This window comes from Pseudomonas sp., assembly GCF_030150285.1.
Lineage (GTDB): Bacteria > Pseudomonadota > Gammaproteobacteria > Pseudomonadales > Pseudomonadaceae > Aquipseudomonas.
In genome coordinates this window covers 15,059-31,924 of the sequence record NZ_JASLGE010000033.1, presented here as the reverse complement: position 1 = coordinate 31,924, position 16,866 = coordinate 15,059, and the positions used below count along the sequence as shown (strand labels likewise).

The following is a 16,866-nucleotide window of genomic DNA, read 5'->3' as shown; positions in this document are numbered from 1 at the left end:
TGACCTATCGATCATAGAGCAGGCTTCGCGTATCGCAGCCTACGGACCAGACGATACTGTCCACCCCGCCGATAACCTCTCTACCGCACCTGACCCAGACCATCGCGACTGTTTACGCCAGGCGATAGGGCTGAATGTTTCCCGTGCCGCCCTTGCGCGCCGGTTATCGTGCGCGCACCCTCTAAATACGGGCGCAGCGCTTGCAAGGCAGCTTTTCCACAAAGGATATTCTGATGCCTCGTGTTTTGATTACCGGTTGTTCCAGTGGCATTGGCCGCGCTCTGGCTAACACTTTCAGGGCGGCAGGCCATGACGTTTGGGCCAGTGCACGCAAACCTGAAGATGTGGCGCAATTGGCAATAGAAGGGTTTAACGCCGTACAACTGGATGTAAATGACCCGACGCAATTGATGCACCTTTTTGAGCGCCTGACACACGAAGGCGGTGGACTGGACGTACTGATTAATAATGCTGGTTATGGCGTCATGGGGCCGGTACTTGAAGCAGGAGCCGTGAACCTGCAACGTCAGTTTGAGACCAATGTTTCATCCGTGGTCGGGGTTACCCGCGCCCTGCTCTCGCACCTGCGCCGCAACAACGGGCTGGTGATCAACATCGGCAGTGTGTCCGGGGTGCTGGCCACCCCGTTTGCCGGTGCCTATTGCGCCTCGAAAGCGGCGGTTCATGCACTCAGCGACGTGCTACGCATGGAACTCGCGCCCTTTGGCATTCGTGTCATGGAGGTGCAGCCTGGAGCCATCGCCTCTTCATTTGCCAAAAATGCCATCGACCAGGTCGAACTGTTGATTAACGAGCAATCCCCTTGGTGGCCCATGCGTGAGGCCATTCGGCAAAGAACCAACTTCTCGCGCACGAATCCCACTGCGGCCAAACAACTGGCCGAAGCCGTACTCAGAGCTGCGCAAAAAACCAAGCCGCCGGCGCTGTTGCGTTATGGAAAAAGCAGCCGACTCATGCCGTTTCTGGCTTTTTGGCTGCCTACTGGCATGCGGCAGAAAATCCTGATGCGGCGTTTTGGCTTAAAGCCCACACACACGCTCTAAACCAACCCCATCAAGAGAATACTTGCGATGGATGCTGGCCGTTTATCGAGTAGGATGACTGCTCATTCTCTGTGAGGCCAACGTCATGATTATCGGCGCTTTACTGATCATCACCTGGCTCATCCTGTTGCTGCGCTACCCGGCCAAAGCCTTGCCGGTGTCGATGGCCGCCCTGATCGGGCTGGCTATCGTCACTGCGGTCGTGGTCTGGCAAGACCACCGTGAAGCGCAACAATTGGCGCGCCTGGAACTGCGCCTTGCGTATGCCCCCGACCAATGCCCGGCTGACCGGCCGCTGCATTTGACGTTGCGCAATGGCAACGACGTACCGCTGACCGAACTCAGTTGGCGCGTGGCGGCCTACGCACCTGGCGATACCGTTAACCTCGCCGACACGGCCTACACCGCCCCGCATTATCGCGGCCCGGGAGAGCTGCAAAGCGCGGCCGAGTGGCAGGACTGCTTGCCATTACCTTCAATTCGCGCCGGTTACCGGCCACATAGCCTCGAATTCAGGGCCGAACGTCTACAAGGCCACTTCGCCAACTGACCCACGCAAGGATGACCTGATGCCATTTGTTTTGATTACCGGCTGTTCCAGTGGCATTGGCCGTGCATTGGCCGATACCTACCAGCAGGCCGGGTACGAAGTCTGGGCCACCGCCCGCAAACCCGCCGATGTAGCCGCGCTAAGGGCCGCGGGCTTTACGGCGGTGCAGTTGGACGTCAACGACAGCCTGGAAGTAGACCAACTCAGCGCCCGCATCAAGCAGCATGGCAAGGGGCTGGATGTATTGATCAACAACGCAGGCTATGGCGCGATGGGGCCAGTGCTTGATGGCGGTGTCGAAGGCCTGGAGCAGCAATTCAGGACCAATGTGTTCTCGGTGGTCGGCGTGACCCGGGCCGTGTTCGAGCCGCTGCGTCGCAACCGTGGCCTGGTCATCACTATCGGCAGCGTGTCCGGGGTGCTGGTTACACCGTTTGCCGGGGCCTACTGCGCCTCGAAGGCCGCCGTGCACGCCTTGAGCGAAGCGCTGCGCATGGAACTCGCGCCCTTCGGCGTTCGCGTGCTGGAAGTGCAGCCGGGTGCCATCGACACCCACTTCGCGCAGAACGCCAGCGCCCAGGCCGAGCAATTGATTGCACAGGACTCACCGTGGTGGCCGATGCGCGACGGTATTCGTGCCCGCGCCAAGGCCTCGCAAGACCACCCGACACCCGTGCGGGCTTTGGTTGACGCCATCTTCAAGGCCAGCCAAAAAAACCGCCCGCCGGCCTTGCTGCGCTATGGTAATGGCAGCCGCGCCCTGCCGCTGCTGGCGGCACTGGTGCCCCGCGCCTTGCTGCAAAAAATCCTGATGAAGCGTTTTGGGCTCAACACGCCAGCATAGTAACCATTCCCACACGTGCAGCACTTGCTGACGCACTGTTCGCCTAGTCCTCAATGATTACACCGACGGGCAAGGTGCTGGATCTCGACGGCCTGGAGGCCTTGTTTGAACCCTTGCGCGGTGGCCGCCCCGATCTGGTCATTACCCTCAGCGAATTTACCGGCATCGCCCACTCCGCAGGCCGTGCAGTCGTCAGTTACCGCGAACTGCAGGAGGAACACAACGGCAGCCGCACCGACCGACGCGCCACCGCCGTATTTGAAACCGACGCCAACGGCAAGATTCTGTGGCGGCATTTGCATGAGACGTTTTGCAACGCGTAAAGGGAGGGGTGACCGTTGCCCCCCGTTTCACTGCCGCCTCACTGCCTGATTAAAGCTGGCATAGCTTTGTTGGCTTCGCCCCGTACGCACATTGACCTCGGCTGGAATAACACCTGTGCAGTTGTAACACCCTACAAAATCCCATGAATCGCCATTAGGCGGGAGTCGATGTGTGTACAACTGAGTATCTGCCAGCATTCGCTCCGCGTTATTGGGGTACAACCCTACAATCGTGTTCAGCACTCTCACTTCTGCATGCGCACCCGGGCCGCCAGCGCGCACAGGAATCACGCCATCACTGCTCTCTATGTGTTTGCTCACCCATTCCTTTACGGGGCTTTGAAGTTCATCAGACTGAATAACCGACCTGGAAAAGAGCGGGTTATTCTCCAAGTCTTGAACTGTAAGAGCTCGTTTATGAACAGGATCACTGAGCGCGGCGCTGTAGTCAGCACTGAGATGTTGCAAATAGTCGCTGATGGAGGAAATTCTGTAGGAGCCAAAACCCAAATAGTGCTCTTCCTTAAACTCTACGCTCGTGTAGTCAGGGTCCACGCCACGATAATTAATCGGGCCTCCCTTTGGTGCCTCAAGATTGAAGTGGTTCATCACCATCGTCCCTACAGTAGGAATAATGGCGAACGCATGAGCATTTAGCGTAGCAACCGTTTTTTTGCTCAAACGATTGTCCGGGTTAATTTTGTAATCCTCTTCCTGGACTTTTTTCAGCTTGGCGACTGACATCTTTGGATAGTGCTTAAGCGCAGTGCCTGCGTTTACGATGTCTGCTGAACGACGCGTACCCGCCGCTTCAAACTCAGCGATGTCTACCGATTCTTCTGGATCTGTTTTAATCAAGCCCTGGGTGTCCACAAACTTGATCGGATTGTTTCCCACCATCGCAAAAAGGTTCAAACCGTCCACCCCCCCGGCCGGATCCGTATTCACCCATCGCTGTAACCACGGCATGTAATAACGCCGACCATAGTAATAAAGCCCCGTTGCATCCAGCTCCTTGCCCGAATACTGCAGGGTTCGAAAAGTCGTTTGACTAGCGTTACCCATATCGCTGAACGCCGTTGTGCCGAACGGGTGGTAGGTCTGGCGGCTAATTATCTGAGCATCACTGTCCAGCTCGACACTGCAGGAACCCAAATGGTCAGCCAAGGTGTAGCGGCAGAGGTCGTTGACCACCCCCTTGGACGGCCTGCTCGACCCATGCAGCACCTGCACGGTGTTGCGCCCGGCCTGGGCAGTGATGACCTGCACCGTTTCCCCCGTGGCGTTGGTCCGCAGCTCCAACCCTGGTAGGTAACGGGTTTCGCTGATCACAGTGCGGGCATTGGTTTGACTGATGCGAATTTTGCGCAGGCGCATGCCCTCCGCGCCGTAAACGTAATGCTCGCTATCATCTTCTGCCCCCTCACGCTGCACAGGCCGAACGTGTGTGAGCTGGTTGTGCAGGTCCCAGGTCAGTGATCGGCCGTTGTCCAGCGCCAGCAGGTTGCCGTTCTCATCAAATCCGTCAGCAACAGGCCGTCGACTGCCCTTGACCGGTAAACAGCGGTTGCTGCACTCATCCGCCACCAACAGGCGACTGTGGTTTTGCGGGCCCAGATGGGTCAGCTCAAGCAAATTACCGCCCGCGTCGTAGCGATAAGTCTGCTGGTAATTCGCGACGGCCTGCGGGTCCGGGAGGTGGGCCGGGCCTTGATTGGCGCTGCCCGACTCCCAGCCTGTGGCGTGTATTAGTTGGTACAGACTGTCGTAGGTGTAGCGGTTGATCGGGTCGATACGTTGGCCCGCAAAGTGGCGAGCGACCTGCGCCTTGTCCTCAAGGCTCACGATATTGCCTACCGGGTCATAGATATAATTCAGGTCTTGCAACGCGCCCGCGTGCAAACGCATCAGCCGACCGTCCCGAGGGCAATACTCGAACGCGCTGACCACGCCATTACCCGCCGTTTGCGCCGTGATCTGACCGTGGGCGTTGTGCTGAATCTGACTGACGAGCACCTTGGCGGTGGGTATATTGGCCTGCAACAAGCGCAATTCGTGCAATTGCCCATCAATAGTCTGGGTGAACCGTTGCACATTGCGCTGGGCATCGGCCTGCTCACTGGTTTCGCCCACTGCATTAAACGTCGAGCGGCTGCTGTACCCCTGCGGCTCAAGCAAATCATTGCGCTCGGGTATGTTCTCAGGCCAATTGACAGGGCCAAGCGCTTTCAGAAAGCACTGTTGCTGCTCAAGTACCCCGCCCAGTAAACCGAACGCCGGAAAATGCCGGGTACCCGCCAGATCATCGTGACGGATCAACCGGCCACACTGGTTGTTCAACGCTGAATCGGCGTCAACTGAACCGTAGCTATAACGGGAAATACAGGTCAATGTGTCGCTATTCAACGCCTTTGCAAACAACGCCGTGGGCCGCAGTAACGCGTCGTAGTGGTTTCGTTGCTCACTGCCCCGCCCGTCCCAGCTCTGCATCAAGTGCCCGGCATCGCCCAGCAAACTGATCCGCCACCCCGCATCGACACTGGCAGTGCTCAGCACCGCGCCAGACAAGGTATAGAGGTTCTGAAGGTTGGCCGGGGTCGCGGGATCATATTGCTTGCGCGCCCACAAGCGCGGGTCCCATTGCGCGACCTCATGGCCTGCCGCGTCAAAACGGGCGCGATGAACGCGTGCCTCTGCCGGGGCATCAGGCGCTGAACGGCACCAGGCAACAGAACGGACCTGCAAGCCGCGCGCGTCAAGCACACTCAAGGTAGGAGTATGACGGTGTAGGGAAGGCATCACCAAGACTCAGACAAGTGCTTGATGGGAGTAAAGGCGTAAAAAATTGGCGTGGCTACTGTCAGAAATGACAGGCGTCACGCCAGACCGAGGGGCGTCACCGTTCTGGGGGCTGCTCCACAATCACTGTGCAGGTGGTACCGGCCGCCAGCAGGAAACCGTCCGGGATTTCGTCAATGTGGATACGCACCGGTACGCGCTGGGCCAGGCGCACCCAGTTGAACGTGGGGTTGACGTCGGCCACCATCTCGCGGCTCTCGGGGTTATCACGGTCGTAGATACCGCGGGCGATACTTTCTACGTGTCCTTTGAGCACTTCGCCGCTCATCATTTGCAAGTCGGCTTTGTCGCCCACACGGATATGCGGCAGCTTGGTTTCTTCGAAGAAACCGTATACCCAGAACGAGTCTTTATCGACCACGGCCATTTTCGGCTCGCCGACCCGGGCATAGTCGCCTCGGTGCACGTTGAGGTTGGTCACGTAACCGTCGACAGTGGCCAGTACTTTAGTGCGTTTGAGGTTCAGCAAGGCCGCGTCCAACTGGGCCTGAGCATGCTGGTAATCAGCCAAGGCCGAGTCGGCAATGTTGCTGGCATCATCGCGGTTCTCACGGGAGATCACCAAGTTGTCCATATCGGCCCGGCGACGGGCATTCACCTTGCGCATCTCCCAGGTGGCCTTGCGGGAAGCCACCAGCGACTGCGCCTGTTTCACCGCAATGTCGTAGTGTTCAGGGTCGATTTCCAACAGCACATCGCCCTTTTTCACCAACTGGTTGTCCTTGACCGGCACATTGACCACGTACCCGTTAACGTCAGCGGCCACGTTGATGATATCGGCCCGTACCCGCCCATCACGGGTCCACGGGGTATTCATGTAATGCTCCCAAAGCGTGCGGCCAATCCCTATCGCAAGGGCCAGGACCAGCAAGGTGGCAAGCAAGCTGAAGAACTTTTTCATCGGTGTGCTCTCAACGGTAAACAGTCAGCGCCATGGCGCCAAAAAGACAGGCAAACAGGCTCAGGCGCAGCAGCGCCGGGTGCCAGAAGAAGCGGTACAGGTCGTAACCGGAAAACAGTCGGTCAAAGCCCCAAGCCAAGCCGGCCGCGATAAAAAACATCAGGGTCATGGTGGGCATGTAGACGCCGTGGAAAGCGATTTCACGAGGCATGTTCAGGTCCTTGCGGTTGGCCATAGGCCGACAGCGGCGATTGCGGGTCAAGCAGTGAGGTACGGATAAAGTGCAGGTAGCTTTGCACCCGGACCAGCGCCGAGGTGTCGAAGTTGCGGGCAAACGGTTCGTCGGTGGACTGAACCCGGCTGATGGCGTGGTCGACGGCAATCAGCGCACGCTCCAGGTTGCTTTCGCTGGGGGACAAGAACAGACGCACCAGTGCGCGGCCCATCACCCGGATGGCTTGGCGCCAAGGCTGAGACTCGGCATACGCCGGGTGAACCGGCAGCAGTTCCTGCTCTTTTCGCAATTCGATAATCGCGTGGCCCACTTCCAGCACCACAAACATCCAGCGCAGCAAGGTGCGCTGCACCTCTGGCTTGCCAGCCGCCAGGCCATACGCCTGATGCATCAGGTCACGGGTACGGCTTTCAAGGCTCGAGCTCAACCCCCGCAACTTGCCGCTGATGGCGTACACCACTTGCTCGCGCAGGTTTTGTTCCAGACGGCTCCACAACCAGCGGCTGTTGGGTGGCAAAATGATTGCCCCAGCAGCGGCACACACCAGCATGCCGATGACCATCGCGATGTAGTCGTTGATGAACTGGTAAGGGTTGTAGATCGTCAGGTTGTCGGGCACCGAGCCGGTGCTGAAAAAGATCAGCAAGCCCAGCCCTACCCCGGCGTAGTTAGCCCGAGAGGTGAGGAACGAGCCGAGCACAATCACAGGAGCCAGCACCAGGCACAGCAGTGGGAAGCCGTCGATGCGCGGCAGCACGAAGAACATTTCAACAAAGCCAATCAACGCGCCCAAGAACGTGCCGCAAGCCATCTGAAACGCCATGCGCTTGGGGTTTGGCGTGGCCGCTGACAACCCCACCGTGGCCGCCGCAATCAGGGTCATCATCGCGCCGCTGGGCCAGGCGGTCATCACCCAGTAAGTGCCGAGCACGGCCAGAATAAACGACGCCCGCAGGCCCGAAGCGGCTGCCGACCACCAACTGGTTTGCGAGATAAAGGGCTGGTCCCAGCGCTCGCGTTCATGGGTATGGTCGGCCAGTGAGGCGTGGGTCAGCGCGTAGCTGTGCATGTCATCAACAAAGCGATACAACAGTTCGTAGGCGGTGTTGAAGTCCAGGAAGTCCGAAGCGCTGGGCTGCGTTTCCAGGAACTTGACCCGCAAGGAGCGCACGTGTTCCGGCAAGCCGGCCCTGAACGCCAGCAGTTGGTCAGCCAATACGGCGGCGTCTTTGTCGGTCAACGAGCGGGCGGTGTAGGTGTCGAGCAGTTGCGCCAGCAGTTCCAGCTCCGGCTCAATGGCCGACACCACTTGCACCACGCCACGGCTGCGCAAGCGGGCGAGCAATTGGTGCAGGGCGTTAAAGCGCGTGGTGATGGCCATGAACTCGCTGTTAAGGCGGCTCAGGCGACCACTGCGCCGACGCATGTGCGGGTCTTCGAACACCGTCACACTGCGCATGCCTTCAAGCCCCACACTCTCGCCAATAAAGCGCACATTGCTGGCCTCGTAGGCTTCCTGGGTCGACTGACCGCGCAAGCCTTGGGCAACAAAGCCGGCAAACACCCCAAAGCGCTGATACAGGGCGTTGTGCATGGCGGCACCTGCGGTCTTGGGCAGAATGGCCGCGCTGACCACCGTGGCGCACAAAATGCCCAGCGAGATTTCCAGCACCCGCCACACGGCCGCCATAAAGGCACCATCCGGATGAGCCAGCGCGGGCAAGCCAACCATGGCGGCGGTATAACCGGCCAGCACAAAACCGTAGGCCCGGAAGTTACGGCAACGGGCAGCACCGGCCGAGCAAATGCCCACCCAGATCGCCATGGCCCCCAGGAACAGCACGGTGTTTTGCGCAAACAGCGCAATCAGCGCCACCATCACCGCCGAGCCGGTCAGCGTGCCCAAAAAGCGGTAGAAGCTTTTGGCGAACACCTGGCCGCTCTGCGGTTGCATCACGATAAACACGGTGATCATGGCGGTGCGCGGTTGCGGCAGTTCAAGGCGCATGGCCAGCCACAAGGTCAGAAACGCGGCCACCAGCACCTTGAAGATATGCACCCAGGTCACGCCATCGCTGCGTGCCCAGTCAAAAAAGCCCCGACGCCATTCCAGCGAATACAGCCAGCGTACCGGGGCGGACAAATGGTTCATCTACAGGCTCTCAAAATTAGCCATCAGGGGGTTGAACGTCATCAGAATCGGGCGCTGGTCAGTGATCAAACAGCGCCATCACCGCTGGCGGTTTATTCGGCTGGTAGCGGTCGTCCTTGGGCACGTCATCGCCAGCCCCCAGGCCACCGCCCAAAGCCGTCACCAGTTCGGCATGGGCACTCAGTCGAGCAGCCTGGACCTGCTGCTGAACCTGTTGTTGCTTGAACAGCAGGGTCTGGGCGTTGAGCACGTCGAGGTAATCGGTGAGGCCGCGTTGATAAGCGATCATGGCGATGTCGTAGGTCTTCTGCGCCGCGTCAACCGACTCAGCGGCGAACACTTGCTGCTTGTCCATGGATTCGCGCTTGATCAACTGGTCGGAAATGCCCTTGAGCGCCGTAATCAATGTCTGGTTGTACTTGGCCACCGCCAAGTCATAGCCACTGGAGGCCACGCCTAACTCGGAACGCAGACGGCCGCCATCAAAGATGGGCAGCGAAATGGCCGGGCCGACGTTGTAGTTCATTTTCTGGGCGGTCAAAAAACCCAACGCGGTGCCACCTGTGGCCATAAAGCCGATGCTGCCGACCAAGTCGACATTGGGGTAAAAATTGGCATGCGCGACATCAATGCCACGGGCCTGTGCGGCAACCTCCCAACGGCTGGCAACCACGTCAGGGCGTTGGCCCAACAGTTCGGCCGGCAAGCTGGACGGCAGCTTGAGCGCGGTGCTCAGCGCCAGCGTTGGCCGCTTAAGACGTGCGCCCTCACCCGGCCCTTTACCGGCCAGTGCCGCCAACTGGTTGCGGGTCAGCGCGATTTCTTCTTCCATCGCGTCGATCTGGCGGTGAATTTCCGGCAGCGGTGCCTGCGCCTGGCTGACTTCAAAGTGCGTACCGATACCACCGCCCAAACGCTTTTGCGCCAGGTCGAGGATTTGTTCCTGTTGGTGCAGGGTCGACTCGACAATATCGAGTTGGGCGTAGTGCAACGACAACTGGATATAGGTGCGAATCACGTTGTTCTGCAATTCGAGCAGGGCCTGGCGGCCTTCTGCAACGCTCATGTGCGCCCTGTCCACTGCCTGCTCGGTGGCATTGCTTTCGCGGCCCCACAGGTCGAGGGCAAAACTGAAGCCCAAGGCTGCGTTGTTGTCCCACGTGTTGGCACTGTCCAGCGCACCCGGCCCATAGAACTGATCGGACGGCCAGTTGTGGCGCTTAAGGCTTGAATTGCCATTGATGTGCAGCGACTCGGCCGACTCAGCCACACCCGCCATCGCTTTGGCCTGACGCACCCGTGCCGCGGCCATGGCCATTGTTGGGCTACCCTGTACGGCAAGGCTGACCCAGGCATCCAGTTGCGGGTCACCGTAAGCGTGCCACCATTGGGCCTTGGGCCAGTTTGCGTCGTGTGCGGCGCTTTGAATCGCCTCGTCGGTGACCAGCGTATTGGCAGCCAGCATCTGGCTTTGGGGGCCGATGCCACCGAAACCGATACAGCCATTTAATGCTAACGATAAAGCCAGAACACTGAGGGCTTTGAGCTCTCTGCTGATGCGACGCGACACTGCTGCAAATTCCCGTCAAAGATGGAGGAGGCTTGAAGCACAGAAGTCTATGACTTGGCAGGTGCAGCGATAAGCTGGCATAACTGTGAATCTTTATTACCGTTCTTGGGATAATCCCTTGGTCGAATGCATGACCGACCTGCAATACCTGAAACTTCGTGTCACAATTTGCTGCTGTTTTTATCTTGCTGTCCCCTACACCGCCCCTTGAGAGCACTTCATGGACACTTTGCAAAATATGCGCGCCTTCAGTTGCGTGGCCGAAGCCGGCAGTTTCACTGCAGCCGCCGCCCAACTGGACACCACCACGGCCAACGTCTCGCGCGCGGTCTCCAACCTGGAGGCCCATCTGCAAACCCGACTGCTAAACCGTACAACCCGCCGCATTGCCCTGACCGAAGCCGGCAAGCGCTATTTGCTGCGCTGTGAACAAATCCTGGCCTATGTCGAGGAAGCCGAAGCCGAAGCCAGCGACGCCCATTCGCGCCCGGCCGGCCAACTCAAAGTGCACACCATGACGGGCATCGGTCAGCACTTTGTGATCGACGCCATCGCCCACTACCGCAAAACTCACCCCGACGTGACCTTTGATCTGACCCTGGCCAACCGCGTACCGGACTTGCTCAACGAGGGGTACGACGTGTCCATAGTGCTGGCCAGCGAACTGCCGGACTCGGGTTTTGTGTCCCAACGCCTGGGCATTACATACAGCATCGTGTGCGCCTCGCCCGGTTACGTGAAAGCCAACGGCACCGCCACCACCCCCAACGACCTGCTCAACCATGCCTGCCTGCGCCTGGTAAGCCCGGTGATTGCCCTGGACAAGTGGGTATTCGAAGGCCCGCAAGGCCAGGAAATGGTACTTATCAACTCCTCGCCCTTTTTAGTGAACTCGGCCGACGCCATGAAAACCGCGATCACCAGCGGCATGGGCGTAGGCCTGTTGCCCGTGTACGCGGCCATTGACGGCCTGCGCAACGGCACGCTGGTGCGCATGCTGCCCCAGTACCGCTCGCAAGAACTGAACCTGTACGCCATCTACCCTTCGCGCCAGTACCTGGATGCGAAAATCAAGACTTGGGTCGAATACCTGCGCGGCTCGCTGCCGGGGTTATTGGCGGAGCACCAGGTCGAATTGGCGTCGTATAGCTGAAGAGCCTTCTGACTATCACCCTGCGGCTACAGCGTTAGCGCTTCGTAGCCGTTGGCGCAACGGTTGAGTGTGCAGTGATGCGGATAAAGTAAATGAGCATTGCGAGCCTGTGTTCAACGCCGCATCACCACGCGCAAATCCATTTCGTACCGAACCTAGGCGACTGAGGCTCTTCTGCCCGGCGTATGCCGAACCCAAGATGCGCTTGCATCAATGCCTTTTCGATAGCCTGAAAAGAATACTTCATTCATGCCGCGCTCCTTCGGAGTGCCTCCCCCCGAAGACCGGTAATTGCTATAGAACTTTTCAACAGGCACTGAGTATTCACCTCTTTTAGCGTGCGAAGAGTCCACATACTCCTCAATTAACCCGGGACCGCTCATAAAAATGGTCAAGTTTTTCCGGCTAAATATACCTTCTCCCGGAACACTGCGTTTATCGACCCAGCCTACATTCTTATTATTGATATTCTTTTTAGACTCTGGAGAGTACTCATGAATCAGACGATCCAGAAGGTCCTTGCCTTTGGCAGCGAGAGGAGTTCCCGCCAATACACCATTGGAAATACTGGAATACTCAATATGAGCAAGAAGCCCATGAGGGGCCTCTAACTGCCCAAGGCTTCCTGTGACGGCTACATCAACATCCATATAAAGCCCACCGAGATAGTTAGCCGCTAGCCTGAAAATATCGCTGGCCGCTGCATAATTCAGATACGGGCCAGATCGTTCACGCTCAAAAATAGCTTGAAGTTTTGAAGTCTGTCCATACACACCCCCCAGTTCAGCGAACAGTTCATCCGTATGGCGAATTGAAATATCATTCCTGTTGTTCCCAGACAGATACCGTTCCGCAAAATCAAGGCTGTCCTCCATCTTGATCAATGTATGCTGTACCTGCGTTGGCCTAGAAGCCCACAAAGTAACTTGCCACTCTGGATTCAACTCTTTAAACATCAGTACATTGAACATGAATTTTTCGGGAATGGCTCCACCGTCCCAAAAGAAGTTGGCATTGGCCGGTACCGTATCTCCCCCAAACAGATCCTTGTTGCACACCGGGTTGTTGCGCACAAACCGGTAAAGGTTCAGTCCATCGACAGCCCCCCCGGGATCAGGGTTAATCCAGCGATGCAACCACGGCGCGTAATAACGGATGCCGTAATAATAAAGCCCCGTGGCGTCGCGCTCCTTGGCACAGTAGCGAAGTGTCTTGTACGAGGCCTCTACCACATGACGCCCCGCCCACCAGGCAGTGCCGCCAAATGGGTAGTACCCCTCTTGGCTCATCACCGCTCCTGAGCCATCCAACTCCAGGGTGCAGGAGCCCAAGTGATCGGTCAGTGCATAGCGCACACCGCCATGAGGCGCATCAGGCGGCGGCACGCCCACCCAGAGAAACATGCTGAAGCCGTGCAGCCCGCCCTCTATGCGAATGACATGAAAGTCTTCGCCAGTGGCGCTATTGCTGTGTATTTCCAGGCCCGGCAAATACAGTGTCTGGGCCGTGTGTGTGAGATGACGCGCCGTACTGACGCGCCTTTTGCACACGCGCTGCCCCCCTCCGTCATACGCGTATGTTTCGCTGTCCGCAGGCGCGTCCTGGCGTTCAACCTGATTGACTTGCAGCAGTTGATTGCGCCTGTTCCATACCATCGACTGGCCGCGTTGTAGCTGTTTGAGATTGCCGTTGGCATCAAAACAATCGTTCAGCGCGACCTCTCCGGTAAGTGACTCATCCATGACCCATACACTTTTATTACTGCACGCCGAGACAGCCATACGCTGACGAAACGAACGACCTCCCAAGTGCTGCATCGTCAACAAATTACCAGCCGTATCGTACTCATAATGGCGGGTGTAATTGAGCCATTGATTCGGGTCAAGCGGCAGCGGCTGCAACGTGGGCAATTGCGGGCCTGCAGGGGCGGGAGCCACTTCACGCCCAGTGGCTTTGATCAGTTGGTAAAGGCTGTCGTAGGTATATCGACAGATTGGCTCCGTCCGCTGATTCTTGAAGTACCCTGCGGGTTGCGTGGAATCTTGAATTGAAAGGATATTGCCAGCCGGGTCGTAACAATAATGCAGGGCCAACAAAGAACCTGATGAGCGCTGGGTCAATCGACCATTACACGGGTCATAGGTTAATTGGCTGACAATACCGTTGCCCGCCGTTTCTTGTTGAATCTGACCCGTTGCGCTGTAAATGATTTCACTGACCACGGTATGGCTTGATAAATCGGCCATCACTAGCGTCACGCTTTTTAGCTCGCCCGCCACATTGAAATTGAAGTGGCGCACATTACCCATGGCGTCTTTGAGTTCAATAACTTCGTCCAAGGCATTGAAGGTGGTGCGTTGTATAAAACGCTCAGTGTGCAGCGAATGACCTCGCTGCCCGAGCGCTACAGACCCGTGCGGAGTCTGTAAGTCCGGCAAAAAAACGTGCGTTTCATTCCGTGGCAAACCCGAGACCGTGTAATGCGTGAACAACCGTGTGCCGGAGGGATGATCATGACGAATCAATTGCCCACACTGGTTATCGGCCGAGTTTGACTCTCCATAGGTCAATCGTTCAACAGCCACCGATTGCTCAGTCATTACAGTGGGGCGCAATTGCTCATCAAATACCGTTTCACGTCGCGTTCCGCGAGCATCCCACTGGCACAATACCTCTGCACCCTGCCCGTGAAGCACCAAGCGCCAGCCGGCATCGACACTGTCCGTCAGCAACGGTGCGCCTGAAAGTGAGTACACCGTGACGGTATTGGCCCCCTGCAATCTGGGGTCACGGCTGCTCTGCAGGTGCCCCGCCGCACTGAACACGTGGCGGGTAACACGTTCGTCTGCCACTTCATCGGGGACAGCGCGGCAATAGGCAACTTCACGAATGACCTCACCCCGCGGGTCTGAAACCCGCAGTGTTGGAGTTCGGCTATGCAGCACCCCCAAATCTGATGTCATCGCTAAGGCCGTCTACTGCAGGACATATCAAATAACATGAACTTTTCCATCACAAAAACCTACTGGCAGAAATGACAGTGCCTGCATCCACACACCTAATCGCTTACATCAGTTGGCGTGGGCAGGACGAGAATGTTAGCGTGCTTACATTCCCGACAGCCGATGAGCCTTGTTCCGATGAGCCTTCCCAGCATCAAGAAAACCGTCCTTGCTTTCAGCCGTGTCACCCCCGAAATGGTCGAGCGCCTGCAACAGGATTTCAATGTCATCGTGCCCAACCCCAAATTGGGTGATATCAATGCCCAGTTCGATGAGGCCTTGCCTCAGGCCCACGGTTTGATCGGTGTTGGCCGCAAGCTGGGGCGCAAGCAACTGGAAAACGCCCGCAACCTTGAGGTGGTGTCCAGCGTGTCGGTGGGTTACGACAACTACGATGTCGACTACTTCAACGAGCGCGGCATCATGCTCACCAACACCCCGGACGTGCTGACCGAAAGCACCGCCGACCTGGGCTTTACCCTGATCATGAGCAGCGCCCGCCGCGTCGCGGAGCTGGATGCCTGGACCAAGGCGGGCCAATGGCAAGCCAGCGTGCCGGCCACGCTATTTGGCAGTGATGTGCATGGCAAAACGCTGGGCATTGTCGGCATGGGCAATATCGGGGCCGCTGTGGCGCGTCGCGGTCGCTTGGGCTTCAACATGCCGATTCTGTACAGCGGCAACAGCCGCAAGACTGACCTGGAAAACGAACTGGGCGCGCAGTTTCGCAGCCTCGATGCGTTGCTGGCCGAAGCCGACTTCGTGTGCCTGGTGGTACCACTCAGCGAAAAAACCAAACACCTCATCAGCCATCGTGAGCTGGGCCTGATGAAGAAAAGCGCGATTCTGGTGAATATCTCGCGCGGCCCGGTCGTGGATGAACCGGCGCTGATTGAAGCCCTGAAAAACGGCACGATTCGCGGGGCCGGGCTGGATGTGTACGAAAAAGAGCCACTGGCAGAGTCGCCACTGTTTGCCCTGAAAAACGCCGTGACCCTGCCGCACATTGGCTCAGCCACCCATGAAACCCGCGAAGCGATGGCCAACCGTGCGCTGAGCAACCTGCGCAGTGCCTTGCTGGGTGAGCGGCCGCAAGACCTGGTTAACCCGCAGGTATTCAAGGGCTGACCCCTCTGTGCGATGGCAACCCCTGACCCAGGTGCGCTGCCATCGCACAGCAGGCCCGTCACACCGCCTTGGCGTGCAGCACAGCAGGCCGGGGTTTGCGAAACACCAGCACGTTACCCAGCATCACCAGCACCAGCCCGGCCAGCGCAGGCGCTGTCCACTGGTAGCCCTCGGCCACTGCCGACACGTTCAGCGCCACCAACGGAAACAACACCGTGCAATACGCGGCCCGCTCCGGCCCCATGCGCCCCACCAGGGTCAAGTAGGCGGTAAAGCCAATGACCGAACCCGGAATCACCAGGTACAGCAACGAACCGATATAGCGGGTGTTCCACTCCATATTGAACGGGATCCCGCTGAAAACGCAGTACACAGCCAGCATGCTGGCCCCGTAGAACATGCCCCAGGCATTGGTGGTCAACGGTTTGAGCCCGGCCTTTTGTTGCAAGCTGGACAACAGGTTGCCCGCCGAAAAACACAGCGTGCCCAGCAGCGCCAAACCCAACCCCAACAGGGTTTCGGGGGTCGCGGTGTGGCCACTTAACTCGGGCCAGAACAACAGCGCCAACCCCAGCAGGCCGAGCCCGCCGCCCATCACCACGTTGCGGGCAATTTTTTGTTTGAAGAAAACCCGTGCGTTCAGTGCATTCCACAGCGTGGCAGTGGAAAACACCACGGCAATCAGGCCGCTGGGCACCCATTGGCTGGCGGTGAGAAAGCACATAAAGTTCACACAAAACAGGCACAGCCCCTGGGCCAGACAAATCAGGTGCCCGCGTTTGTTCATCACTTGCAGCCGGCGGCTGAGCAACAGCACCGCGAACAGCACGAGTGCCGCAAGGCCAAAGCGGTACACGATGGAAACGGGAATGGCGACCTCGCCCAATTGCAGTTTGAGGGCAATCCAGGTGGTGCCCCAGATCAATACGGTCAGCAAGTACAAAGAAAGGTTCATGGCCCACTCCTGAAGATGGCCTTCAGTGTGTCTGCCACGATGTGCGCGGGCTTGCACATTCTTGCGCTTTTGTTTGCCCAGGGATGGCAGCCGCGAAACGACGGAGTAGGATGCAAGGCGTTGGAGATCA

General features: G+C 58.1%; 13 protein-coding genes. 6 read left to right on the top strand and 7 right to left on the bottom strand.

Translation table 11 applies throughout. The features are described from left to right. Window positions 1-233 precede the first annotated feature (233 nt). The 4 genes from Q1W15_RS07650 to Q1W15_RS07635 all read left to right on the top strand — a co-directional run bounded on the left by Q1W15_RS07650 (window position 234) and on the right by Q1W15_RS07635 (window position 2,781). Window positions 234-1,064 carry an SDR family oxidoreductase gene (locus Q1W15_RS07650; RefSeq protein ID WP_300725792.1) on the top strand — a complete coding sequence of 277 codons (831 nt, stop codon included), beginning with the start codon at window positions 234-236 and terminating at the stop codon, window positions 1,062-1,064. 85 nt (window positions 1,065-1,149) lie between these two features. Continuing rightward, window positions 1,150-1,614 carry a multidrug transporter gene (locus Q1W15_RS07645; protein ID WP_300725790.1) on the top strand — a complete coding sequence of 155 codons (465 nt, stop codon included), beginning with the start codon at window positions 1,150-1,152 and terminating at the stop codon, window positions 1,612-1,614. Between the two features lie 19 nt (window positions 1,615-1,633). Next, on the top strand, window positions 1,634-2,458 hold the full coding sequence (locus Q1W15_RS07640) for an SDR family oxidoreductase (protein WP_300725788.1): 825 nt from the start codon (window positions 1,634-1,636) through the stop codon (window positions 2,456-2,458). A 53-nt stretch (window positions 2,459-2,511) separates the two neighbouring features. Then, the gene (locus tag Q1W15_RS07635; RefSeq protein WP_300725785.1) at window positions 2,512-2,781 is read left to right on the top strand and encodes a hypothetical protein; all 270 of its coding nucleotides are present in this window, start codon (window positions 2,512-2,514) and stop codon (window positions 2,779-2,781) included. A gap of 27 nt (window positions 2,782-2,808) precedes the next feature. On the opposite strand, the gene Q1W15_RS07630 is transcribed toward Q1W15_RS07635, so the two are convergent. The 5 genes from Q1W15_RS07630 to Q1W15_RS07610 all read right to left on the bottom strand — a co-directional run bounded on the left by Q1W15_RS07630 (window position 2,809) and on the right by Q1W15_RS07610 (window position 10,498). Continuing rightward, entirely contained in the window at window positions 2,809-5,580 is a 2,772-nt protein-coding gene (locus Q1W15_RS07630; protein WP_300725782.1) for an RHS repeat domain-containing protein, read from the bottom strand. 97 nt (window positions 5,581-5,677) lie between these two features. Further along, complete coding sequence (locus Q1W15_RS07625; protein ID WP_300725777.1) at window positions 5,678-6,541, bottom strand: HlyD family secretion protein; 864 nt, start codon at window positions 6,539-6,541, stop codon at window positions 5,678-5,680. 10 nt (window positions 6,542-6,551) lie between these two features. After that, complete coding sequence (locus Q1W15_RS07620) at window positions 6,552-6,752, bottom strand: DUF1656 domain-containing protein (protein WP_016781859.1); 201 nt, start codon at window positions 6,750-6,752, stop codon at window positions 6,552-6,554. Then, complete coding sequence (locus Q1W15_RS07615; RefSeq protein WP_300725772.1) at window positions 6,742-8,928, bottom strand: FUSC family protein; 2,187 nt, start codon at window positions 8,926-8,928, stop codon at window positions 6,742-6,744. The genes Q1W15_RS07620 and Q1W15_RS07615 overlap by 11 nt, the downstream gene beginning before the upstream one ends. 58 nt (window positions 8,929-8,986) lie before the next feature. Next, on the bottom strand, window positions 8,987-10,498 hold the full coding sequence (locus Q1W15_RS07610; protein ID WP_300725769.1) for an efflux transporter outer membrane subunit: 1,512 nt from the start codon (window positions 10,496-10,498) through the stop codon (window positions 8,987-8,989). Between the two features lie 220 nt (window positions 10,499-10,718). Between Q1W15_RS07610 and Q1W15_RS07605 the strand changes: the two genes are divergently transcribed. Beyond that, window positions 10,719-11,651, top strand: a complete 933-nt coding sequence (locus Q1W15_RS07605) for a LysR family transcriptional regulator (protein WP_300725767.1) — start codon at window positions 10,719-10,721, stop codon at window positions 11,649-11,651. Between the two features lie 155 nt (window positions 11,652-11,806). On the opposite strand, the gene Q1W15_RS07600 is transcribed toward Q1W15_RS07605, so the two are convergent. Further along, window positions 11,807-14,614 carry an RHS repeat-associated core domain-containing protein gene (locus Q1W15_RS07600; protein WP_300725766.1) on the bottom strand — a complete coding sequence of 936 codons (2,808 nt, stop codon included), beginning with the start codon at window positions 14,612-14,614 and terminating at the stop codon, window positions 11,807-11,809. Between the two features lie 192 nt (window positions 14,615-14,806). On the opposite strand from Q1W15_RS07600, the gene Q1W15_RS07595 reads away from it, so the two are divergent. Further along, entirely contained in the window at window positions 14,807-15,781 is a 975-nt protein-coding gene (locus tag Q1W15_RS07595) for a D-glycerate dehydrogenase (protein ID WP_300725858.1), read from the top strand. 58 nt (window positions 15,782-15,839) lie between these two features. Here Q1W15_RS07595 and Q1W15_RS07590 read toward each other — a convergent pair whose 3' ends face one another. Beyond that, window positions 15,840-16,736 (bottom strand): DMT family transporter, encoded by an 897-nt coding sequence (locus Q1W15_RS07590; protein ID WP_300725764.1) that lies wholly within the window; start codon window positions 16,734-16,736, stop codon window positions 15,840-15,842. Window positions 16,737-16,866 lie beyond the last annotated feature (130 nt).

Bases quoted from the DNA above. Each gene is read 5' to 3' on its own strand.
- Q1W15_RS07640 (WP_300725788.1), top strand. From the start codon at position 1,634: ATGCCATTTGTTTTGATTACCGGCTGTTCCAGTGGCATTGGCCGTGCA.
- Q1W15_RS07615 (WP_300725772.1), bottom strand. From the start codon at position 8,928: ATGAACCATTTGTCCGCCCCGGTACGCTGGCTGTATTCGCTGGAATGG.
- Q1W15_RS07600 (WP_300725766.1), bottom strand. From the start codon at position 14,614: ATGACATCAGATTTGGGGGTGCTGCATAGCCGAACTCCAACACTGCGG.
- Q1W15_RS07630 (WP_300725782.1), bottom strand. From the start codon at position 5,580: ATGCCTTCCCTACACCGTCATACTCCTACCTTGAGTGTGCTTGACGCG.
- Q1W15_RS07620 (WP_016781859.1), bottom strand. From the start codon at position 6,752: ATGCCTCGTGAAATCGCTTTCCACGGCGTCTACATGCCCACCATGACC.
- Q1W15_RS07635 (WP_300725785.1), top strand. From the start codon at position 2,512: ATGATTACACCGACGGGCAAGGTGCTGGATCTCGACGGCCTGGAGGCC.
- Q1W15_RS07625 (WP_300725777.1), bottom strand. From the start codon at position 6,541: ATGAAAAAGTTCTTCAGCTTGCTTGCCACCTTGCTGGTCCTGGCCCTT.
- Q1W15_RS07650 (WP_300725792.1), top strand. From the start codon at position 234: ATGCCTCGTGTTTTGATTACCGGTTGTTCCAGTGGCATTGGCCGCGCT.
- Q1W15_RS07645 (WP_300725790.1), top strand. From the start codon at position 1,150: ATGATTATCGGCGCTTTACTGATCATCACCTGGCTCATCCTGTTGCTG.
- Q1W15_RS07590 (WP_300725764.1), bottom strand. From the start codon at position 16,736: ATGAACCTTTCTTTGTACTTGCTGACCGTATTGATCTGGGGCACCACC.
- Q1W15_RS07605 (WP_300725767.1), top strand. From the start codon at position 10,719: ATGGACACTTTGCAAAATATGCGCGCCTTCAGTTGCGTGGCCGAAGCC.